The following is a 20,842-nucleotide window of genomic DNA, read 5'->3' as shown; positions in this document are numbered from 1 at the left end:
TCAGAGCCGCCGGAGAAATCACCACTCTCTGTTCAGCGCTCCCCGGCACGCATTTACCTTTCGCAGATGTCGCATTGCTCTGACGTAAGGGATTTGTCACCTTGCCGTCAAAGCGGCCTATTGGTGTAGGGATCATGCTGGACCATGCTGAAATTACAGAAGCCTATGGCCGGAACTTGATCGTGTTCGACGGAGAATGCGTGCTGTGTTCGGGGTTCTTCAATTTCATGCTCAGACACGATCGATCCCATCGCTTTCAGTTCGCAACCGCACAATCCCCGCTTGGCCAAAAACTCTACCAAGTGCTTGAATTGCCGACGCAGGATTTTCAAACCAATTTGGTGATTGTGGATGGGGTGATCTATCAGCACCTGGATGCGTTTGCCGCAGCGATGCGTCAGCTGCAGGGATTGTGGCGGGTGTTGTCGTTGTGCCGGTTTCTACCCAAGGCGATCAAGGACCCTGCGTATCGATTGATTGCACGGAACAGATACCGGCTGTTTGGAAGGTCCGGCACATGTTTGGTGCCCGGGCCTGATATTGTGGCGCGTTTTGCTCGTGATGGGTTTTGATGGCGGCCGACCCCTTTCTTAAGGCGTTGGGCCCGGTTGAGGATCTGCCCGAAGCTGTCAGTCAATTGCACATGACCGACGGTCGGTTTTCCGGCCAATGTGACATTGTGCGCGGTGCTGGTATCCTGGCGTCTTTTGCGACGCGCTTGGCTGGGTTTCCGTTGAATGGACATGATGTTCCGGTTTCCGTTACGATAAGCGCCGAGGGCGAAGCCTTGTGTTGGCAGCGCGACTTTGGCGGGCATTGCACAACATCGCATCTGACCTATGACGCTAAACGAAACTGCGTCCGCGAAGATTTCGGAGCGATTTCAATCTGGCTTCAACCCAACTTGCTGAACGGGTCCTTATACATCAAAATTCTTCGCTTGACGGTCCTTGGCATTCCGATGCCCATCTTTGCCCTGCCACGCTCGGACACACGGGAATGGCAGGACGCGCTGGGCCGATTTCGATTTGATGTTTCTGCTGAAGCACCGGGGTTGGGGTTGCTGATCCGATACCAGGGCTGGCTCACTCTGGATCACGCAATGCACGAGGCGGGTTGAATTGATCGTGAGGTGCCCTGTGCACTTGGTAAAGTTCGACTAACCTATTTGGAACAGACAATCAGGGAAGAATTAACGATGAAACAGTTTTTCACCTTCGCCGCGCTTGCGGCCCTGGCTCTCAGTATTCCCGTGACCGCAGATGCTGCGCCGAACGGGTATCGAACAGAACCCATAAATGCCACCGATTTTGAGGTCGTCCCACGCGGCGATCAACGCACGGAAGGCTACTGGTGTGCGGCCGCAGATTATGCACGCCGGACTTTAGGTTTGGGTTGGCAAGACAGGATCTACGTGTTGCGCGGATACGGGCCCAGTGTCACCACCGGGCGCAGAACGGCGGTTCAGTTTTCGATCAAGCAACCTCAATCCGTCGATGTACAACCCAGCAGCTTTGTCTCGTACGGCTTTCAGCCTGGCAACAGTGAATCTGTACAAGGTGCAAACGCACGGTGTAACTATCGGCCGTTCTTCAACGACTGATAATTTCACAGGATCGCCACGATGCAGACTGAATTCGTTGTGCACACCCAAGGGGCCGGGCTTTACGAATTTACGTCTGACGTGCGGAATTGGCTTGCTCAAGGGGCGTCCGATGGCGTTTTGACATTGTTAGTCCGCCATACCTCCTGTTCCTTGCTGATTCAGGAAAACGCCGACCCTGAGGTTCAAACCGATTTACAGGCTTTTTTCGAAAGGCTTGTACCGCCTTCCAATCACCCGGCCATGTCCTTTTTACGGCACACGTATGAAGGGCCAGACGACATGCCAGCGCATATCAAAGCGACACTTATGCCTGTGTCGTTGTCGATCCCGGTATCACGGGGTCGGATGGTGCTTGGAACCTGGCAGGGGATTTATCTGTTTGAGCACCGAACAGCGCCGCATCACAGACGTGTCGCTGCGCACCTGGTCTGACCCTTTATCTAGCGGTTGAAATTTCCGACTACCCAAACCCTAGCGGCTGCCCTATAGTTGTGGATAAGTAAGCCGGAGCTCTTACAAAAAGAGGCCGAACTTGGGACGAGGAGACGGCGGATGCGCTGCCCGTTTTGCGGAAATATCGACACTCAGGTAAAAGACTCACGCCCGGCAGAGGACCACGTGGCAATCCGCCGACGCCGGTTCTGTCCTGCCTGTGGTGGGCGGTTCACGACGTATGAGCGTGTGCAGCTGCGTGACCTGGTTGTCATCAAGACCAATGGAAAGCGCGAGGATTTCGACCGCGACAAGCTTGAGCGTTCGATACGTATCTCGATGCAGAAGCGGCCTGTTGATCCGGAACGGATAGATCAGATGATCTCTGGCATCGTGCGCCGGCTGGAAAGCATGGGCGACACGGATATTCCGTCCAACAAGATCGGCGAGATCGTTATGGAAGCTCTGGCGCGGATCGACACCGTCGCCTATGTTCGCTTTGCGAGTGTGTACAAGAATTTCCAGGCGGCCGATGATTTCGAGGAGTTTGTCCACGAACTGCGCCCGCCGCAGCCTCCGACGGACGAGTGAACGAAACAGATAAGCGATTTATGGCGCTGGCCCTGTCTTTGGGGCGGCGCGGCCAAGGAACGTGCTGGCCGAACCCCGCTGTCGGCTGCGTCATTGTGCGCGACGACCGGATCATCGGGCGTGGCTGGACCCAACCCGGCGGGCGCCCTCATGCCGAGACCGAGGCGTTGGCCCAAGCCGGACAGGCCGCAAGCGCCGCAACAGCCTACGTGACCTTGGAACCGTGTTCCCATCACGGAAAAACGCCACCTTGTGCCGAGGCGTTGATTGCGGCTGGCGTGTCACGCGTAGTGTCCGCCGTGGAAGACAGCGACCCGCGTGTGGCCGGGCTGGGCTTTGCCGTGTTGCGCGAGGCGGGGATCGAGGTCGTTACAGGTGTTCTTGCAGAACAGGCCGAGCATGATCTGGCCGGTTTTTTCCTGAAAACCGAACAGGGGCGGCCCTTTGTAACCCTAAAACTGGCCAGCAGCTTTGACGGGCGGATTGCAACGTCGACCGGGCACAGTCAATGGATCACCGGCCCAAAGGCGCGTCGCGTAGTTCATGCGATGCGCGCGCGTCATGATGCGGTCATGGTAGGGGCAGGGACGGCGCGTGCCGATGACCCCTCGCTGACCGTGCGGGACCTTGGTGTCGCGCATCAGCCCGTGCGTGTTGTGGTATCGCGTCACATGGACATATCGCTGATGGGTCAGCTGGCACGCACAGCCTCAAACATTCCCGTCTGGCTGTGTCACGCCCATCACCCGGATGCCGAGCGCGCCCGCGCCTGGGAGGGGTTGGGCGCGAAGCTGATCCCTTGCGCGTTGAAGGATCACCATATCGATGCGGTGGACTTGCTTCAGCAATTGGGGCAGGCCGGTCTGACCAGTGTTTTCTGCGAAGGCGGGGCCGCTCTTGCGGCGTCTCTTCTGGCCGAAGATCTGGTGGATGAACTGGTCGGCTTCACTGCCGGGCTGACCATCGGGGCCGACGGGCTTTCAGCGGTTGGATCATTGGGCCTTGAAACGCTGGAGGCCGCGCCGCGATTCCAGCTTGTTGAATCGCTGAACGTGGGGGGGGATATCCTGCACCGGTGGCGCAAAATGCCGCTTTAGGATCAACGCCAAAGATGGGCGTGTGTCGCAAACACGCCCTGAAGTTTTGACAGCATACGATTGAACGGACCCGTAGGGGCAGAGTGCCCCTGCGACAGACGCTCTGCCGCCACTTCTACGGGGCAGGGTTGGCGAGTGATGGGATCGAAGTAGCGGGGATAATCGATCAGGGCGGCATGGACCAAACCCATCAGCGATGGTCTTGCGCCCCGCCGGACCGGGACTGCCCCAAGGTCGGTGGTCAGACCCCAGCCGGCGTAAAACGGAGCACCCAACGTTGTGACCTTTACCCCACGCAACAAAGCCTCGAACCCCAGAAGTGAGGTCATCGTCCACACCTCTTGGACGTGGGGCAGCAGCGCGGCGGGATCTGTGTGGGGCAGGACAACGTCAGCCAATGCCGCGGCGTCGATTCTGCCTTCGCGCAATCCGGCCTCGACATCGGGATGCGGCTTGTAGATCAGGATCACGTTTGGATTGGCGTCTCGTGCGGCTTGCAAAAGATCCTGATTGCTGCGCACCGTGCTGGCGCCCAAGAGGATCGAAGCATCATCCTCGACCTGCCCCGGCACCAGAATACGATGCCCTTCAGGCAAGTCGGGGGTGGGCTGACCCGTGTTGTATTTGCTCAACCCCTCCGCCAGCAACCGATCGACCAGGCGCTCGGCCCGCAATTCCTGATCCGGGCGCAGAGTTTCTCGCCGACTGATCAGGTCTTCCAACTGGCTGGGTTTTGTGGGGTCGTAGTAAATGCCGATGTCATCCGTCACCAACGAAAGCGGCGGCACAAGCTCTGCCCCCAATCCACGTGATCTGAGAAATCCGTCTTCGACCCGTACCGCCCCTTCGATGTTTCGCGCCTGACTGGCCCAGGCCATATGCGGGCGATCAGCGGTTTTGGGCTGCGTGGCTGTAAAGCGCAGCTTTCTGTGCTGCCCGAAAATCTGTTGTAGATGTTTGCGTTTCCACAATCGCATACCCGAGGCGGTCCATCCGTTCCGATCCTGCCGCCAGGCGCGCGTTTGCGCCTCAAGCGTGTCTAGCACAGTTTCCAGATCGCAGGTCTTGTCCCGATAGGGATCATACCATGTGGGGTACAGCAGCATGGCTGCCGCGAAAAGCTGCGCCCGGGTCAGGTTGCGCTGTCGGCGCGCAATCGGGTCTTCATCCCGTGTCAGGCCCCATCCGGCGTAAAAGGGTTTGCCAAAAACGCGTGGATTGTGCCCGGCCAAAATGGCTTCAAACCCCAGTTGCGAAGACACCGTATAGACTGCGACAGCACCTTCCAGAAGAGGCCAGGGGCTGATCGGGTCGCGGAACAGCGAGATCCGATCTGAAAGGTCCTGATCGGTGAAATGCCCGTGGCGATGACCCGCCTGAGTTTCCGGATGCGTCTTGATCAGGATACGTGCCCCGGGGTTTTCCTCTTGCGCGACGAACAGCATTTCAAGGAAGCGGGCCCGGTCTGCGCCGCTGGCTGTGACCGCAGCGTCGCCAACTGTCTGATCTATGACCAGAACATATCCGGGGTCAGGCGGGGCCAGGTCCAGATCAAAAGCAGAATATTTGCTGAGTTGATTTTCTTTGATCCGTTCGATCGCAGCCCGAGCACGGTTCAGCAGTGCGGTGTCGTCCAGCGGGTCATTGATCAGGATCTTCTCAAGATCCGATGGTCCGGACGCGTCGAAATGCAGGCCCGAGCGATCCAGCAGCAAGCCCAAGGGGGGCTCTCCCTCGCGCCCTGGATGTAACGATCTGAGGAACGCGTCTTCAATACGCAAAACCGGTGTGCCGTGTTTTTCGGCAACCTTTTGGCCCCGATGGGCCGTTGGGCTGTTGCCCCAGACTCCTACGTAATCCCCGCTTTGGGGAATGCCCAGGCGAACATCGTAGCCAGAAAGAGACAGGATTCGCCTAAGACGCTTTTGCGTCAAAAACCCGCCATTATAGACAAACAACCGGGTGCGACTGACCCCGGCTGAGCTGTCTGTATCAGGGATCATGCATCAGCTGCCTGTCAACGTGGCAACGTTTGCAAGGGGCGTCAGGCCACCAGCGATAAGCGAGATCGATTTGCTCCACTGAGAATAGGGCGCTTCGGTCACGTAGATCGTGTCGTCATCGCGGATCACAAAGTCTCGAGCGATGAACAGGCCGTTTGGTGCTGTCAGGTTCAGCAGATAGATTACGCGCTGGTCGCCTTTCAGATCAGCGCGCCCGGTGATGTTGCGGGCCACACTCTCGCGTTCCTTGCGCAGGATGAAAATACCTGTCGGGTCCGACGACAGCGTCAACAAGCCGCCCACCTGGGCCAGAGCCTCAAGCGCAGACAAGTCTTGGCTTTCAAATGCCACACGGGACTGACCGCCCGTGGCGCCCAGGGCGATATAAGATCTGCTGTCTTCTTCCACTAGGATACGATCACCGCCACGCAGGGCCACATCCAGTTTGGGGTTGCGGTACAGGTCCTCGTACCAGACGGTGCCTTTCTGGCCCCCTCGGATCAAAGTCACCAGCGCGATATCGGACGCGACCGAGACGCCCCCGGCTTGAGACAACATGCCCAGCAAGGACCGGGTGGGCCGTTCGATCGGGTAAATTCCTGGTGCCCCAACGGTACCGGTCAGCGAAACGGTGGACCCGTCGCCCGCCACGCGTCGTACTTCAACTTGCGGGTCGGGCGTCTGTTCCCGCAATTTGTTCGTGATCAGAACACGCAATTGCTCTGGCGTGTTTCCTGCGGCGCGCATCCGGCCTGCATAGGGGACAAAGATGAAACCCTCGCTGTCGACTTGAACTTCGTCCAGCGCGGTCGCTGTGCCGGTTTCCCCCGACAGAAGGCCATCATCGACGTTTTCCCAGATGGTCAGACCCAGCACATCGCCGGGCCGCACCGTGTCGGCAGTTAGAGTTTGGGCGCTGCTGAACGAGGAAGAGAAGCCGAATTGCGGAATTGCTGAAGTGGCACGCGTTACCCGATCATCGACTTCGACGACAAAAGCGTTGCCACCATTCTGAACGGAACCGGCCAGAATCTCGGTTTTGTTCGGCCCGGATTTCGGAAGCTGACAGGCGGCCAGCAAACCGATTGCTACCACAAGGGACGCCCCCCGCATCCAACGCATAGGAGAGATGTTCACTGCCGGATATCCTCAGTCTTTTTTTGTACTTGGGCGCAGCCTACCCGGTCAGGCGCTCAACTTCCAGTCACAGAGTGGCCCTGTCCTTCGACGATTCTCAACTGTGGCGTCCACGCCTCGTTCTTGTTGAGGATCGCTTGATAAGGGTCATTGGCGTTTAGCATCATGTCTGCCGCACGCCGCAAAACCTGCCGTCGTCCACGATGGGAATAGAACCCGCCCGGCACTTGACTGGTTTCCAAAAGGAACTGCCGGTAGCAGCGGTAGGCTTCGTTGTCGGGGCGTTTCGGGTTCGCAAAAAACGCTGCAATCGGTTGCTGAGATACGAATTCGGGCTTGTCATAAACCGACCGCCCGAAGATCCGCAGGGGAATGCCGCGCCACAAAACCTGCTGCCCTGCCGTCGAGTTCACGGTCACGGCCGAATGCGCCTCATCCAAAAGCTTGGCCAGTTTTCCGCCGGGGACATAGTGAACCCGTTCTTGGATACCGTGTTGTCTTGCGCGTTCTGTCGCGTGACGTCGCAATGGTTCGCGGTGGTTTTCCAACGGGTGCTCTTTGATTACCAGCCTGTGATGGGCGGGCGCGCCCTGCGCGAAGCCCTCGATCGCCTGATCCAGAAATTCGCACATACCAGAATAGCCGGAATGTGCCCGGACCGAGCTGTCATGCCCCAATTGCAGCAGAACAAGGTGATACGGATAGCCGCCCCACCTGACCCGGGCTGTCGCAAGACTGCGGCGCAGTCTATGAAAAGGCATCAATATCAGCCGCTTAAAGTAAAGCTTGAACTCAGTTGACACCGGCAGTTCCCGATGTCGTCGGAAGTTGCGGTATCGTCCATTCAGGAACATCACGAACCAATGATAGAGGGCACCGTAGAAAATGTGCTGCCGCATGTCCCCCCAATGTGATGGTGGAGGGGGCGTGCTGCTTTCTGCCTCTTTCAATGCCTGCCGCATTTGTGCCGCATCCAGCGACATGAGCCGAGAGTTCCCGTTTGACCCGTTCCGCTCATACGTCACCCACCAAGGGCGCAGGTAGCCTTCTTCGAACACATGAACAGTGACCCCGCGCGCTTTCGCGGCTTGAATGGCTTGTGCGTGGATCGGACGTGTGTCCCCATAGAGGACGATATCGGTGACGCCCTTTTCGCTGACTATCGCGTTCAGGGTATTTGGCCAAGCCTCAGGATTGTACAGGAACGGGATAAAACTTGCCTTGTCGAACCAGAACGCCTGATCGCCCGCGTTGAACCCAACGCGCCAGACCTGCGCCCCTGTGGCGCGCAGCATTCTCCCCAATGCCGAAAAAAACGGCCCATGTGGTCCCTGAAGGAACAGAAATACGCGGTCTTTTGGGCCTGAAGGCGCATACTGCATCTGGACTGCTCGTTTGGTTTTTATTGTCAATATTATGCCTGTTTGAACAAAGTACGGCAAGGCAGGGCTTGCCCGCGCGGTCCGATACGCTTACCTCGGCTGTGATAGTCAGGCACAGGGTAGAGACTGAGGGTTAACGGAATGTTCACAGGTATCGTCACCGACATAGGCACCGTCACCGAACTGGAGCAGAATGGAGACCTGCGTGCCCGGATCAAAACGGCTTATGAAACTGCGGGCATAGATATCGGAGCCTCGATTGCCAGCGACGGCGTGTGTCTGACAGTGATCGCTTTGGGCGATGATTGGTATGATGTTCAGATCAGTGCCGAGACGGTCTCAAAAACCAACCTCGATACTTGGACAATCGGCAAACCCGTCAATCTTGAACGTGCGCTCAAGGTCGGTGATGAGCTCGGTGGCCATATCGTGTCCGGTCACGTGGATGGCGTGGCCGAAGTGGTTGCGGTCGAAGATGAAGGTGACAGCACCCGCGTGACCTTGCGTGCGCCCAAAGATCTGGCGCGATTTGTTGCCCCGAAGGGTTCGGTTGCGCTGAATGGTACTTCGTTGACAGTCAACGAAGTGAAAGAGTGCGATTTCGGTATCAACTTCATTCCGCACACCAAAGAGGTGACCACCTGGGGCAATGTCCAAGTAGGTGATCGGGTCAACCTTGAGATCGATACGTTGGCCCGCTACGTGGCGCGTCTGGCCGAGATGTCCTGATACGTCGCGTCGGTCCCGAGCGGCGCCGTTTGCAGGCTGGTCTTTGGGGCCTGAGTGGTCTATTCCGCCGTGCAAACACGCCATCTGAAAGGCTGCCCCATGAGCTTTGAAACCCCCGGTCCAGTTGAGGCCCAGCTGCGCGACGCGATCAGCCCGATCGAAGACATCATCGAAGAGGCACGTGCAGGCCGGATGTATATTCTGGTCGACCACGAAGATCGTGAGAACGAAGGTGATCTGGTGATCGCCGCCGAATTCGCCGATGCCGAGGCAATCAACTTCATGGCCACCCATGGGCGCGGCCTGATTTGTTTGCCGATGACGGCAGAACGGGTGGATGCGTTGGGTCTGCCGATGATGGCCGTGAACAATTCGTCCCGGCACGAGACCGCATTCACAGTGTCAATTGAAGCACGCGAAGGTGTCAGCACGGGAATTTCCGCCGCTGACCGTGCGCTAACTGTGGCAACCGCGATCAACGAACAAAACACGATGGCGCATATCGCCACCCCGGGCCATATCTTCCCTTTGCGGGCCAAGCGGGGCGGGGTGCTGGTGCGCGCGGGTCATACCGAGGCGGCCGTCGACATCTCGCGTCTGGCAGGGCTGAACCCGTCTGGCGTGATTTGTGAGATCATGAAACCCGACGGCACCATGGCGCGCCTGCCTGATCTGGTTGAATTCGCTCAAGCGCACGACATGAAGATCGGCACGATCAGTGACCTGATCAGCTATCGTTCGCGCAATGACAATCTGGTGGTGGAAACCTCGCGTCAGACCGTCACGTCAGAGTATGGCGGCGCATGGGAGATGCGGATTTTCACCGATCAGACCCACGGAATCGAACATGTGGTTATGATCAAAGGTGACATTACCACGCCAGAACCGGTTCTGACCCGTACGCACGCACTGCATGAAGCGCCGGATATTCTGGGCCTTGGACCGAAGTCTTCACGTGAATTGCCGCGTGCGATGGAGAAGATCGCCGAAGAGGGGCGAGGTGTTGTCTGTCTGTTCCGGCAACCGCGCAACTCGCTTTACGCTGTTGATGATGATGGCCCGCGAACCATTAAGCAGACTGGCCTTGGCGCGCAGATTTTGTCCAAGATGGGCGTTCAGAAGCTGGTGTTGCTGACCGACTCGCCGGAAACCGTGTACCTTGGGCTCGACGCGTTTGGACTGTCCATCGTGGGTACCCGTTCGATTCTGAAGGAAGAGTGAACTCATGGCTGAACAAGACAAACACGGCATCCTGCCGACGCCCAGTTTCGACAAGCCAGTGAAGCTGCTGATCGTGGCGGCCCCGTTCTATCGCGCGATTGCCGACAATCTGATTGCTGGGGCCAAGGCCGAGATCGAAGCGGCAGGCGGCACCTGCGACGTCGTTGAAGTGCCCGGCGCGCTGGAGATCCCCACCGCTATTGCGATGGCTGACCGTCAGTCCAACTTCGACGGCTATGTTGCGCTGGGCTGCGTTATCCGTGGTGAGACCACGCATTATGAGACCGTCTGCAACGATTCGAGCCGTGCCATCCAACTGATGGGCCTGCAAGGGCTGTGCATCGGCAACGGTATTCTGACTGTCGAGAATGACGAACAGGCCGAAGTGCGTGCCGACCCCGAAAAGATGAATAAAGGCGGAGGAGCCGCCGCTGCGGCCTTGCATCTTATCGCACTCAGCCGTAAGTGGGGCTCTTCCAAAAAGGGCGTTGGCTTCAAGCCGCCGTCCGAGTCCATCCTTGTGGCGGGCGACAGCAACGGACCCACGACAGCATGACCCAGACAGACGCGCCGAAGCCGGCCAACCAGAAACGCCTGATGAAATCTGCCGCCCGGCTTTATGCCGTGCAAGCGCTGTTCCAGATGGAACAGTCGGGCCAGACGACCGAACAGGTTGTGAACGAGTTTCTGGATCACCGTTTTGGTGCCGTCTACGAGGGCGATGAAATGCTGGATGGCGACATTAGCGTGTTCCGGTCGCTGATCGACAACGCGGTGAACTATCAGGCCACGATCGATCAGATGACCGACCGTGCTCTGGTCGCCAAATGGCCGATCGCGCGCATCGACCCGACCCTGCGCGCAGTATTCCGCGCAGCGGGTGCCGAGCTGACCCAAAGCAATACGCCGCCCAAGGTGGTCATTACTGAGTTTGTCGATGTCGCGCGCGCTTTCTTCCCCGAAGGTAAAGAGCCCAAATTCGTCAATGCCGTGCTTGACCACATGGCGCGCGAGGCACAGCCCGAAGCGTTCTGAACGCAGCAGAACGGCGCTGAAAAAAGGCGTGGTGGTCGAGTGACCAATCCGTGCCTGAACTTCTGAAATACTTTCTCAAAAACATCGACAAATTCGACCACTCACAGGTTTTATCCACGGCTTGAACAGCTTAGCGTCTCCAAACGTCAAAACTCGTTATCGTTTCCTTTAGGGTGTGGGCGAAAACAGCCCCAATTGCATCGCTCGCACCAAGGCGGATTGACGGGTAGGAGCCTGCAGTTTCTGACGTGCACTTTACAAATAGGCGCGGACCGTAATCTCGGACAGGTTCAGCCTGTCTGCGATCCTGCCGGGCCATTACCTGATGCATTTCGGGGCGGTCCGAGGCCAGAACGACCAGTTTTGCTTCGTTCTCGGGGCAGGGGCCACCAGCGAAAATAGGTGAATATAGCCTACGTTGCTCTGCCCGTGATTCAACCCCAGGGCCAGATCAGAATGACCATCTTCGGCGCGCAGGCTGGCCGCCTGTACATACAGGCTTTTGGTGCCGTTAAAGACCTGCGCCAGCATCGGGTCAGCCTCGGTATGTCCCCCGCGTTTATATTGGTTCAGTCAGGGTTTAGACATCGAACTGCGCACCCAGTGAATCTGTCCTGTCTTTGGTGTGAAACGCAAAATGTTTAGGGCGTTGATGCCCAGTTCAGCCAATCGGTTTAGGGTGAATTCCCAGCGATCGCTGTCAATCGGATATGAAGAAAAGTCGTCAACAAGGTCCAGAACGAATTGGTCCCGCGCGCTCATGGCGTCTCTGTTAAATTGCCGCACTTGGTGTGGTTTACTGCACCCAAGCATGCGCTATCATATTCGCGATAGGCAAGGAGAGATGCGATGCCGAAACTGATCCGCCTGTATATCACACAAGTTGCCTGGGGTTTTGTTATTTCGGCCGTTTTCGTCGGCGTGTTATTGGCGCTGAACGTTGCTAACCTGCGCCACTTGATTACTGGCTCCGAAGTCGGCCTGGTCGCTCTGGTGATGATCTGGTTCATGAATGGTATCGTCTTTGCCGGTGTTCAGTTCGCTTACAAGATCATGAGCATGGCAGAAAAGCCCCAGGGTCCACGCCGGGGAACACCGGTCGTTCACAGCTTTGAACCGGCAACGGTCAAACAGGAGGCCCACGCAGGGCGCTGATATTTCGTGGAAAGTGCGGCGGGACCACCAGTCAACCGTGTGGTTTGATTCCCGAGGACCTGTATGTACAGGTGGGCGCCAGGTAATCAGGCCAAGACCTGAACAGAGCCAGCCCCCTCGGAATTGCTTAAGGCCACCAGAATGCTACCTGTCACAAGAAGGGCAGAACCCGCCACGCGCTTAAGTAGGGCGTCTGACGGGTTCGCACAAGGGGTTACGCATCAACAGTTTCGTGCATCGCTGTGCGCATCTTGCCGAAGTGTTCGTCCCAGCCGTTGTCCAGTGCCAAGATCAGGCCGAAGGCCTCGGCGGTTTGCGGCAGCCCTTCGTGCAGCAGGCTCAGTCGTGTCCCGCCCGCAATTGGGGTCAGCGTCCATTTGACTACGCTGACGGCGTCACCCATCGGTTTGACGGTGAAGGTATACTCCAGATATTCCGGCGCGCGCGCCTCGCGCACTTCCCCCCAGATCAGAAGATCGCCGCTGGTGGTCCCGTACATCTCAAGCTTTTGTCCCTTCGCCAATGTGCGCTGGGGTTTGTGAAACCATTCCGCCAGCCGTTCGGGCTCGGTCAAATAGGCCCATACGGTTTCCGGTTTGGCCCGCAGAAAGATCGTTTTTTGCAATACAGAATCGGTCATTTTTCTTCCCTTTCAACAGCTTCCTTGAGAGAATTGAGGCGATCATCCCAGAATTGGTCAAAGTAGCTGAGCCAATCCAGAACAGGGGCCATCCCAAGTGGTTCAAGTCGGTTAATACGTTCTCGACCGCGCACTTCGACCGAGATCAACCCACCATCAGACAGCACCGTCAGGTGTTTCTTGACCGCAGCGCGGGTCATGTCGAACCGGTCGGTCAACTGCCCGATCGTCATGTCCTGAACCGCGAGCAGTTGCACGATGCCTCTGCGGGTTGGGTCCGCAAGCGCGCGAAACGCGTTTTGAGTTTGGTTTTCCATAAGCACCCTCAAATGAGATACCATTAGGTATCACATTAATGCAGTACTATTAGGTATCATGTCAAGCTTGAAGGGGCGCTTTACATTTGTTCGCTAATTGTTCACATTTGCGAAATGGTTTTGGATTTGCAACCCGGACAGAAACTGGCGCGCGGTGTCGCACGGCACCTTGCGGCGCATGGCTTTGTTTCTGTTGAGGAATTTGTTCCGGCACGTGGCCTGCGTGTCGATGTGATGGGGTTGGGCCCTAAGGGTGAACTTTGGGTGATCGAATGCAAATCCAGCCGGGCCGATTATCAGTCAGATTCGAAATGGCAGGGCTATTTAGAGTGGTGTGACCGATTCTTCTGGGCTGTGGATACCGAGTTTCCGACCGACCTGTTGCCCGATGAAACAGGACTGATCATTGCCGATGCCTATGACGCCGAGATTGTGCGTATGGCGCCCGAAGACAAGCTTGCCCCTGCGCGACGCAAGAAGATGATCCAGAAGTTTGCAACAGATGCAGCGCGTCGTCTGCACGCACTGCGCGATCCACGATTGTAAGATCAGCCTTTCACCGCAAGGGCGGCCTGTATTGCGGCGCGGATCTCATCGGCGATTTCTTCGGCTTCTTCCGGTTCGAAATCCATCGGAATTTCCACGCCATCGGCTTCAATGAACAAGCGTACCATACCCTGATCGGTCGGACCGATTTGCAGATTTGCCTGAATGTCGCGTTCGGTGTTGATGCCCATCTGTGCCTCCGAGACTGAGCGTTCGTGCTAGCGTGCACGGGGTTGAGAATCAAGTCACCAATGTAGTCAGATAAGATATGGATGATGTCGTTCTCAGAGCTTTCCAGCCCGATGATGCCGCTTGGCTGGTTGAACAGCATGGTGTGCTCTATGCACGTGATGAGGGGTTCGATGACAGCTTCGCGCCTTTGGTGGCACGTATCCTTGACGGCTTCGTCACATCCCACGATCCCATCCGCGAAAAGGGGTGGATCGTAGAGCAAGCCGGGCAACGACTGGGCAGCATTTTTTGTGTAAGTGTCGATCAGCACACTGCTAAACTACGATTGTTTCTGCTTGTCCCCGAGGCACGTGGTAAAGGGGTGGGAAAACGGCTGCTAGAAACCTGTACAGACTTTGCTAGGGAGGCAGGATACCAGGAAATGGTTCTGTGGACCCATGAAAGCCACACGGCGGCATGTGCGCTTTATAGGGCGTTTGGCTGGGAATTAACGGGCAGCAAACCGGTGCTTTCCTTTGGCGTCGATCTTGTCGAGCAAAGCTGGAAATTTCGACTTTAATCCTCTTGCAATCCTGCGGCGCGTTCGGTACATCGCCCCTCACGAGTGCCGCCTTAGCTCAGTTGGTTAGAGCGCTGGATTGTGGATCCAGAGGTCCCCTGTTCAAGCCAGGGAGGCGGTACCATCTCCCAAAACTGATTATTTTAGTCTTCGTAGAGGCTTAGACGGCATTGCTTCGTGAACTTTGGATAATTTGGTTTTGGAACAAAAGGAGCTCAAGTGCATGATTTGCCCAAAGACTGCCCAAAAAAGTAAGCTTAACTCACAAAAAGGGCGCTGATCCGAGGTCAGAAAAGCTTGTTTTTCTAACTGTGTTTTGCGGCTCAGAAAGGATATCGGGTACGCACTATGGGGCACTTAGTGCGATGAAGTTCTAACTCGTTTTTTGTGCTGTATAGCTTTGCGAACAGTAATAGAAAGTAACCCGCGCTTCGAGGGTCAGGACCGACAAAGTGGTAGAGACCTCAATGGTGGCTCCTACCACACAGCGAACGTTCGTGAGATTTGAGCGATTGACTGAGGTGCGGACAATTCAGTCATTGGCGTTGCGCCTGCGAACGACCGGTCTCTCTGGCGAAGCGTATAGTACGCGAACGTCCGCTCTCGCTCATAAAAGAGTTGAAAGAAATCGATCTTCAATGGGGCTTGCAGACGATCGCGCCCGTCTGATTGCCCCCAGGGGTCGATGGAATTGCGGATGATCGAAATCTAGAAAGACGAGTTTGTCTTCAAGGTAGGAAGCTGTTGTTGCCCGAGGCATTGTTGTGATTAGGTCGGTGTCTCCGACGACCTCCAGTACCGACCGGATAGAGTCTGTTTCGCAAATGATATGCATTGACGTGACCCCCGAAGCCATCATCGCAGCTTCCGTTTGTTGGCGAAGGAGACTTCCCCTGGAATGTACCAGCCAGACCTGAGCCTCCAGGTCTGATGGCATTACCTGCCTACGAGTGGTCAGCGGATGCCCGGACCTGCACATGATGCCGACGCGATCGTCGATGAGGGGTTCGAACTCCAAGCCGTCAGACGGTTCAGCCAAGGTCTGAGGTCCAAGGACAAGATCCACTTGGCCACGTTCCAGCATGGTGCGGAGTTCGTGGACCAGCCCTGTACGCATCTCAACGACGCAGTTTGGGTTTTGGCGGATAAATCGGGCCATGGCGCTGCTGAGAAAACGGCCTGCAACAATGGGCGGCGCCCCTATCCTGAGTTCTCCAACCGCACCTTGAGCCGATTGTTCCGCCAAGACGCTGGCCTGTTCTTCGGCAAGTCGGATGGCTTGTCCATTGCGGGACAACCGGAGGCCTAATGCATTTGGGATTGATTTTCGTCCGTTTCGATTAAACAGAGTTGCACCCAGTCTGCTCTCCAGGGCTTTCATATTCCGACTGAGGGCAGGCTGCGTCAGACCAAGCCGATCTGCCGCCGTTTGAAACGATCCGGCCTCGACGATGACCGAGAGTTGAGCGAGGTGTTTCGGATCTATTTTCATAGCAATTCTTTATGTGAAAGTTCATATGATTGATTATATCAGATGCAATCTCTCTGCTAGGGTCCGCATCAAAACCAAGGGAGGACTCCGTGATTAACTTCAGAAATATCGCCACCGCTGCTGCGATCCTGGCGACCGCAACGTTCGCACCCGCTGTGGCGAAAGCGCAAATCTACAAGGGCGAAACAGCCGGGGTTGGCGATCCGGTCCATACGATGTTCGTGACCTTCGCCAACCAGGCAGGCAAAGCAGGGGTTGAGATCCAGGTCAACGCCGGCCAGACACTCACCAAGTCGATGTTGAAGGGCGGTCGGCAGGAGATCGACTTCTTTTCGACTGTGCCGTCGCTGGTCAACCTGATGAAAGGCCAGAAACGGATGTACGAAAGCGTTGGCGACGCCCCGGAGGCCGCTGGCCAACTTCGTTCGATCCTTGGTTTCAAGGCCGGTGCGTATCATCCAGTGACGCTGGCGGGTTCAGGCATCGAGACCTGGGAAGACCTGAAAGGAAAGACCATTTTCACTGGCCCACCTGCCGGATCAGCTTCCGCCACGTCCGAAGCATTAATCAAGATTATCACCGGTTATGAGGCTGGCACGGATTACGAGGCTGTCCGCCTTAGCTGGGGCGAGGGTTACGCAGCACTTGCCGACAAGAAAATCGACATGATGGTTCGCCCGGCAGAAATCGGATCATCGAAGGTCGAACAGTTTGGACTGTCTGGCGAATTCCGTGTCCTTTCGATCCCAGAAGAGGTCGTTGGCTCTGAGGCCATGCAAGCGCTATTCGGGCGTCCGGGTCGGGGAATGCTTCAATTTGATGGTGGCGTCTACAAGGGTCAGTTGACCGAGGGGGAAATAACCGCTCTTGGATTTACCCAGTTCGTGGGCACCCACGCCGGCGTCGAGGAAGATGTCGTTTACAACGCGACCAAGGCGTTCTGGGAGAACCTCGACGAGGTCCATGCGACCGCCTTCTTTTTGAAAGAGGTCACGCCGGAAACTGCATTTACTTCTGTGAATGTGCCCCTGCACCCAGGTGCGATCAAGTACTACGAAGAAGCCGGAATCTCGATTCCGGACGCTCTTCGTCCGTAATTTGATCATCGGGAGGCCGCGTGGCTGGCCTTCCCGCTCCCCTAAACTTCAATCGGGACCAATGTGATGACCGCAGAGGAAAAATCGTCCGGCGGAATTGGCAAGCTGTACCAGCTAGTGTCCGCTCTTGCCTGTTTTTTGCTCGGCGCCATCGCCCTCTACAGCTCTGGTGTCGCCCTCGTTGAGCCCAAGTTTCACCGGGCTGCTGGTTTTGCTTTGGCACTGGTCGTCGGCATCACAGCGTCCCGCAGTCGCCGGGAGGCGATTGGTAGGGTTTCCGGTCCGAAAGCCACATTCCATCTGGTTCTGGATTTCGTGATGCTTGTCGCCGGGTTGTGGGCGATCTGGTCATTCTACTCTGTCCAGACCCAGATGGAGACGGCTCTGTACGACGTGACCCTGGCGGACGCCTGGCCTGCGATCGCCGGGCTGATCGTCTTTCTTGAGCTTTGCCGGAGGCTCTGGGGATGGGGGCTCTTCGCCGTGGGAGCCTTTGGCGTTCTCTATCTGCTCTTCGGTCAGGATCTGCCGGGTATCATGGCGCACACAGGCTTCTCTCTGAAAGAGGTTGCCGAGGCGCTTTGGTACAACACCAACAAGGGTGTTTTCGGGTCGATAACCAATATCGTCCTATCGACAGTTTTCATCTTCATCATCTTCGGGGTTTTGCTGGAAGGCACCGGGGCCGGTGACACACTTCTTAAGTTCGCGTTTCTGGCCACTCGTCGAACCCGTGGCGGTCCGGCCCATGCGGCGATACTGGCCTCCTCCATGTTCGGCACTATGTCCGGCTCGACTGTGGCCAACATCGTCGGCACCGGGACTTTCACCATTCCGATGATCAAGAAACGGGGGTTTTCCCCGACCTTCGCCGCAGGGATTGAGGCGACCGCGTCTTCCGGCGGGCAGATCATGCCGCCAATCATGGGGGCAGCAGCCCTCGTTATGGCTGACCTGACGGGCGTCGGATACCTCAACATCATTGTCGCGGCCCTTTTCCCTGCGCTGTTCTACTACTTCAGCCTGTTTGCCGCAGTGACTGTGGAGGCCCGTCGCCAGGGGATCGAAGTTCAGGTGATGTCAGTGGATGACCAGATCACCAAAGTTGATCTCATCAACTCCGTTCTGTTCCTGGGGCCCATACTGACAATCATCGGATCGCTGGTCGCCGGATTCTCGACCTCGGCAGCGGGGTTCTATGCTGTTGTCGTCCTGCTGGTCTTGTCGGTCATAAATCCGACAGTTCGGTCTGACCCGCTTCGCATCTGGCGTTCCTTTCTCAAAGGGTCTCAGTCGGGAGCAACTCTTCTGATCGCCATCGCTGCCATCGGTATCTTAGTCGGTTCACTGGACTCCACAGGGTTAGGATTGAAACTGGCGAACGTGATCGCGACAGTTCGTGGAGAGAGCTTATTTTCGGCCCTGTTGGTTGCTATGGTCGGGGCTCTGGTCCTCGGCATGGGTATGCCGACGCTGCCCGCATACCTTATCATCATCCTGGTTATGGGTCCGGCCATCCAGCAACTCGGCGTCTCGATGCTGACAGCCCATATGTTCGTCTTCTACTACGGTGTGGCCTCTTCATTGACCCCGCCCGTCGCTATCGCGGCCTATGCTGCTGCCCCGATAGCGCAGGCGAACCCCTTGATGACAGCTTTCATGTCGTTCCGGCTCGGAATGGCGAAGTTCATCATTCCATTCGTCTTCGCCTTCTATCCCACGATCCTGATCATCGAAGACTTCAGTCTGTTGCCATTCCTCTGGATCGTCGCCCGGACTTGTTTCTGCATCTGGCTGTTTTCGTCGGCATTATCGGCCTACGACCGCCGCAAACTCAGTATCCCCGAAATCGTTGCACGGTTTGTCGTGGCCTTCACAATGCTTGCCCCCGATCCTGTCGTGCACATTCCCGCCATTCTCGCCGGGTTCTCTCTGATCGCATGGGATGTACGGGCGGCCGGAAAACTGCCTCAGAAAGCGGAGGCCAGCTCATGACCAAACGTCCGAACTTCCTTTTTATCATCACAGACCAACACCGCGCCGATCATCTGGGCTGCGGCGGCAACCCGGTCGTCCGAACGCCAAACATCGATGGGATCGCTGCCAAGGGCACGATGTGGGATCGCTTCTATGTCGCTAATCCGATCTGCATGCCAAACCGCGCCTCGATCATGACCGGAAGGATGTGCTCCGCTCACGGTGCGCGGCACAACGGCATCCCGCTGTCAAAGGATCACACGACTTTTGTGGAACTCTTGCGCGATGCCGGTTACCGCACAGCTTTGATCGGCAAATCTCACCTGCAAAGCTTCACCGGCCTGACCGCGACAAATAAGTATGAACCAGCGGCGGACCTTCACACTCCCAGCTCACATTTACGCGATGCCATCAAGAACAATCGCCATACACCAGACTACGACCTGGAAGTCGTGCCCAAATGGGACCGACCGCTTGCGGACCGTATCGACGGGGACTTCTATGGCTTCGAGCACGTAGAAGTGGCGGCTGACCACGCCGATCAGGCATCCGGTGATTACCTGTTGTGGGCACGGAAACAGCAGAAGGACTTCGATCAATTGGTGGGTCCGGAGAACGCATTGCCGGACAACCGCATTAATGCCCCTCAGGCGTGGCGTACCGCGGTCCCGGAGGAACTCTACTCGACAAGCTGGGTAGCAGACCGAAGCGAAGCCTGGCTGACTGAGCGGGCGAAGGAGGATACGCCGTTCTTCATGCAAATGTCCTTCCCTGACCCGCACCATCCCTTTACACCGCCGGGCCGCTATTGGGACCTGTACGACCCGGCAGATATCGAGCTTCCGGCGACCTTCGGAAAAGGTGATCTGCGGCCGATCCGTGCGATGCGAGAAGCTTTGGAAATAGGGGCCGATCCCCGCGACAACCAAAGCCCTTTTGCTGTCACCGAAGATGAGGCCCGATCCATCATTGCCCTGACCTACGGTATGATCACCATGATCGACGACGCCGTTGGAAGGGTGCTGAAACAGCTTAGTGACCTTGGCTTGGCAGAGAACACGGTGGTGATCTTCACCTCTGATCACGGTGATTACATGGGTGATCATGGGTTGATGCTGAAGCTGCTGCTTCACTATCAGGGCATCGTTCGGGTTCCTTTCATCTGGTATGATCCGGCCGCGCCGGCGCAGCAAAAAGTCGTTTCCGACCTCGCGTCTTCGATAGACATCGCCCCCACGGTATTGGCGCGTGCTGGCATACAGCCCTATAACGGAATTCAGGGTCGTGATCTGCATTCTTCTCAGTCGCCAGAAGCGGTGATTGTGGAAGAAGACAGTCAACGCCTTATGACCGGTTTCGACCGACCGCAGCGTGTCCGTACAGTCATCACAGATCGCTATCGAATGTCTCTGCGGGAGGGCGAGGATTGGAACGAGCTCTACGATTTGGCAGCTGATCCGGGCGAAACCGAAAATCTTTATGATCAGCCCTCGGCGCAGGATGCACGTCGGGCTCTCACGGAAGTAATGCTTCGAAGAATGATATCGCTTCAGGATAGATCTCCGCTGCCAGCCTATCGCGCCTGACTGCTGGGTTGCGAGACAGCCCAGTCTAACTTAGAGCGGACATTCGCC

General features: G+C 56.8%; 25 protein-coding genes and 1 tRNA gene. 17 read left to right on the top strand and 9 right to left on the bottom strand.

The genetic code is table 11. The features are described 5' to 3' along the window. Positions 1-134: 134 nt before the first annotated feature. The 6 genes from ALB80_RS03765 to ribD all read left to right on the top strand — a co-directional run bounded on the left by ALB80_RS03765 (position 135) and on the right by ribD (position 3,726). A complete protein-coding gene (locus ALB80_RS03765) occupies positions 135-572 on the top strand; it encodes a thiol-disulfide oxidoreductase DCC family protein (protein ID WP_050602696.1) in 438 nt (145 codons plus the stop codon). After that, entirely contained in the window at positions 572-1,120 is a 549-nt protein-coding gene (locus tag ALB80_RS03760; RefSeq protein WP_083445183.1) for a DUF4166 domain-containing protein, read from the top strand. The genes ALB80_RS03765 and ALB80_RS03760 overlap by 1 nt, the downstream gene beginning before the upstream one ends. Before the next feature lie 78 nt (positions 1,121-1,198). Next, positions 1,199-1,603 (top strand): hypothetical protein, encoded by a 405-nt coding sequence (locus tag ALB80_RS03755; RefSeq protein WP_050602695.1) that lies wholly within the window; start codon positions 1,199-1,201, stop codon positions 1,601-1,603. A 21-nt stretch (positions 1,604-1,624) separates the two neighbouring features. Beyond that, positions 1,625-2,038: a secondary thiamine-phosphate synthase enzyme YjbQ gene (locus ALB80_RS03750; RefSeq protein ID WP_050602694.1), complete on the top strand. Its 414-nt coding sequence runs from the start codon at positions 1,625-1,627 to the stop codon at positions 2,036-2,038. A gap of 120 nt (positions 2,039-2,158) precedes the next feature. Then, positions 2,159-2,629 (top strand): transcriptional regulator NrdR, encoded by a 471-nt coding sequence (gene nrdR, locus ALB80_RS03745; protein ID WP_050602693.1) that lies wholly within the window; start codon positions 2,159-2,161, stop codon positions 2,627-2,629. Continuing rightward, positions 2,626-3,726, top strand: coding sequence for a bifunctional diaminohydroxyphosphoribosylaminopyrimidine deaminase/5-amino-6-(5-phosphoribosylamino)uracil reductase RibD (ribD, locus tag ALB80_RS03740; RefSeq protein WP_083445182.1), 1,101 nt, complete (start codon positions 2,626-2,628; stop codon positions 3,724-3,726). Before nrdR ends, ribD begins: the two co-directional genes overlap by 4 nt. A gap of 2 nt (positions 3,727-3,728) precedes the next feature. On the opposite strand, the gene ALB80_RS03735 is transcribed toward ribD, so the two are convergent. From ALB80_RS03735 to ALB80_RS03725, 3 genes are all read right to left on the bottom strand, one after another. Next, positions 3,729-5,729, bottom strand: coding sequence for a capsular polysaccharide biosynthesis protein (locus ALB80_RS03735; protein WP_050602691.1), 2,001 nt, complete (start codon positions 5,727-5,729; stop codon positions 3,729-3,731). 3 nt (positions 5,730-5,732) lie between these two features. Further along, positions 5,733-6,851, bottom strand: coding sequence for a polysaccharide biosynthesis/export family protein (locus ALB80_RS03730; RefSeq protein ID WP_050602690.1), 1,119 nt, complete (start codon positions 6,849-6,851; stop codon positions 5,733-5,735). Between the two features lie 71 nt (positions 6,852-6,922). Beyond that, a complete protein-coding gene (locus ALB80_RS03725) occupies positions 6,923-8,248 on the bottom strand; it encodes a capsule biosynthesis protein (RefSeq protein WP_050602689.1) in 1,326 nt (441 codons plus the stop codon). Positions 8,249-8,389: 141 nt separating this feature from the next. Here ALB80_RS03725 and ALB80_RS03720 point away from each other — a divergent pair, with 141 nt between their 5' ends. The 4 genes from ALB80_RS03720 (at position 8,390) to nusB (ending at position 11,233) form a co-directional block, all read left to right on the top strand. Further along, positions 8,390-8,977, top strand: a complete 588-nt coding sequence (locus tag ALB80_RS03720; RefSeq protein WP_050602688.1) for a riboflavin synthase — start codon at positions 8,390-8,392, stop codon at positions 8,975-8,977. A 99-nt stretch (positions 8,978-9,076) separates the two neighbouring features. Continuing rightward, positions 9,077-10,198, top strand: coding sequence for a 3,4-dihydroxy-2-butanone-4-phosphate synthase (ribB, locus tag ALB80_RS03715; RefSeq protein WP_050602687.1), 1,122 nt, complete (start codon positions 9,077-9,079; stop codon positions 10,196-10,198). Between the two features lie 4 nt (positions 10,199-10,202). Then, positions 10,203-10,754, top strand: a complete 552-nt coding sequence (locus ALB80_RS03710; RefSeq protein WP_050602686.1) for a 6,7-dimethyl-8-ribityllumazine synthase — start codon at positions 10,203-10,205, stop codon at positions 10,752-10,754. Next, positions 10,751-11,233 carry a transcription antitermination factor NusB gene (gene nusB / locus ALB80_RS03705; RefSeq protein ID WP_050602685.1) on the top strand — a complete coding sequence of 161 codons (483 nt, stop codon included), beginning with the start codon at positions 10,751-10,753 and terminating at the stop codon, positions 11,231-11,233. Before ALB80_RS03710 ends, nusB begins: the two co-directional genes overlap by 4 nt. Before the next feature lie 318 nt (positions 11,234-11,551). Here the strand turns inward: nusB and ALB80_RS03700 are convergent, their stop codons facing one another. Both ALB80_RS03700 and ALB80_RS03695 read right to left on the bottom strand, forming a co-directional pair. Further along, positions 11,552-11,764, bottom strand: coding sequence for a hypothetical protein (locus ALB80_RS03700; RefSeq protein WP_050602684.1), 213 nt, complete (start codon positions 11,762-11,764; stop codon positions 11,552-11,554). Positions 11,765-11,806: 42 nt separating this feature from the next. Beyond that, the gene (locus tag ALB80_RS03695) at positions 11,807-11,995 is read right to left on the bottom strand and encodes a hypothetical protein (RefSeq protein ID WP_050602683.1); all 189 of its coding nucleotides are present in this window, start codon (positions 11,993-11,995) and stop codon (positions 11,807-11,809) included. An 87-nt stretch (positions 11,996-12,082) separates the two neighbouring features. On the opposite strand from ALB80_RS03695, the gene ALB80_RS03690 reads away from it, so the two are divergent. Beyond that, positions 12,083-12,388 carry a hypothetical protein gene (locus tag ALB80_RS03690; RefSeq protein ID WP_050602682.1) on the top strand — a complete coding sequence of 102 codons (306 nt, stop codon included), beginning with the start codon at positions 12,083-12,085 and terminating at the stop codon, positions 12,386-12,388. Between the two features lie 214 nt (positions 12,389-12,602). Here ALB80_RS03690 and ALB80_RS03685 read toward each other — a convergent pair whose 3' ends face one another. Both ALB80_RS03685 and ALB80_RS03680 read right to left on the bottom strand, forming a co-directional pair. Next, positions 12,603-13,028, bottom strand: coding sequence for an SRPBCC domain-containing protein (locus tag ALB80_RS03685; RefSeq protein ID WP_050602681.1), 426 nt, complete (start codon positions 13,026-13,028; stop codon positions 12,603-12,605). Then, a complete protein-coding gene (locus tag ALB80_RS03680) occupies positions 13,025-13,345 on the bottom strand; it encodes a helix-turn-helix transcriptional regulator (protein ID WP_050602680.1) in 321 nt (106 codons plus the stop codon). Before ALB80_RS03680 ends, ALB80_RS03685 begins: the two co-directional genes overlap by 4 nt. Before the next feature lie 114 nt (positions 13,346-13,459). Here ALB80_RS03680 and ALB80_RS03675 point away from each other — a divergent pair, with 114 nt between their 5' ends. Beyond that, positions 13,460-13,891, top strand: coding sequence for an MmcB family DNA repair protein (locus tag ALB80_RS03675; RefSeq protein ID WP_050602679.1), 432 nt, complete (start codon positions 13,460-13,462; stop codon positions 13,889-13,891). Between the two features lie 2 nt (positions 13,892-13,893). On the opposite strand, the gene ALB80_RS03670 is transcribed toward ALB80_RS03675, so the two are convergent. Then, complete coding sequence (locus ALB80_RS03670) at positions 13,894-14,082, bottom strand: DUF6324 family protein (RefSeq protein ID WP_050602678.1); 189 nt, start codon at positions 14,080-14,082, stop codon at positions 13,894-13,896. Between the two features lie 77 nt (positions 14,083-14,159). Here ALB80_RS03670 and ALB80_RS03665 point away from each other — a divergent pair, with 77 nt between their 5' ends. Both ALB80_RS03665 and ALB80_RS03660 read left to right on the top strand, forming a co-directional pair. After that, positions 14,160-14,642, top strand: a complete 483-nt coding sequence (locus ALB80_RS03665; protein ID WP_050602677.1) for a GNAT family N-acetyltransferase — start codon at positions 14,160-14,162, stop codon at positions 14,640-14,642. A gap of 47 nt (positions 14,643-14,689) precedes the next feature. Further along, a tRNA-His gene (locus ALB80_RS03660) sits at positions 14,690-14,766 on the top strand. 483 nt (positions 14,767-15,249) lie between these two features. Here ALB80_RS03660 and ALB80_RS22865 read toward each other — a convergent pair. Continuing rightward, on the bottom strand, positions 15,250-16,134 hold the full coding sequence (locus ALB80_RS22865) for a LysR family transcriptional regulator (protein ID WP_050602676.1): 885 nt from the start codon (positions 16,132-16,134) through the stop codon (positions 15,250-15,252). 89 nt (positions 16,135-16,223) lie between these two features. Between ALB80_RS22865 and ALB80_RS03650 the strand changes: the two genes are divergently transcribed. The 3 genes from ALB80_RS03650 to ALB80_RS03640 all read left to right on the top strand — a co-directional run bounded on the left by ALB80_RS03650 (position 16,224) and on the right by ALB80_RS03640 (position 20,794). Then, a complete protein-coding gene (locus tag ALB80_RS03650; protein WP_050602675.1) occupies positions 16,224-17,231 on the top strand; it encodes a TAXI family TRAP transporter solute-binding subunit in 1,008 nt (335 codons plus the stop codon). Positions 17,232-17,297: 66 nt separating this feature from the next. Then, a complete protein-coding gene (locus ALB80_RS03645; protein ID WP_050602674.1) occupies positions 17,298-19,226 on the top strand; it encodes a TRAP transporter fused permease subunit in 1,929 nt (642 codons plus the stop codon). Continuing rightward, the gene (locus ALB80_RS03640; RefSeq protein ID WP_083445180.1) at positions 19,223-20,794 is read left to right on the top strand and encodes a sulfatase; all 1,572 of its coding nucleotides are present in this window, start codon (positions 19,223-19,225) and stop codon (positions 20,792-20,794) included. The genes ALB80_RS03645 and ALB80_RS03640 overlap by 4 nt, the downstream gene beginning before the upstream one ends. Positions 20,795-20,842: the final 48 nt, after the last annotated feature.

This window comes from Ruegeria sp. 6PALISEP08, from assembly GCF_001238295.1.
GTDB lineage: Bacteria > Pseudomonadota > Alphaproteobacteria > Rhodobacterales > Rhodobacteraceae > Ruegeria.
This window is presented reverse-complemented; position numbering and strand designations above follow the sequence as displayed.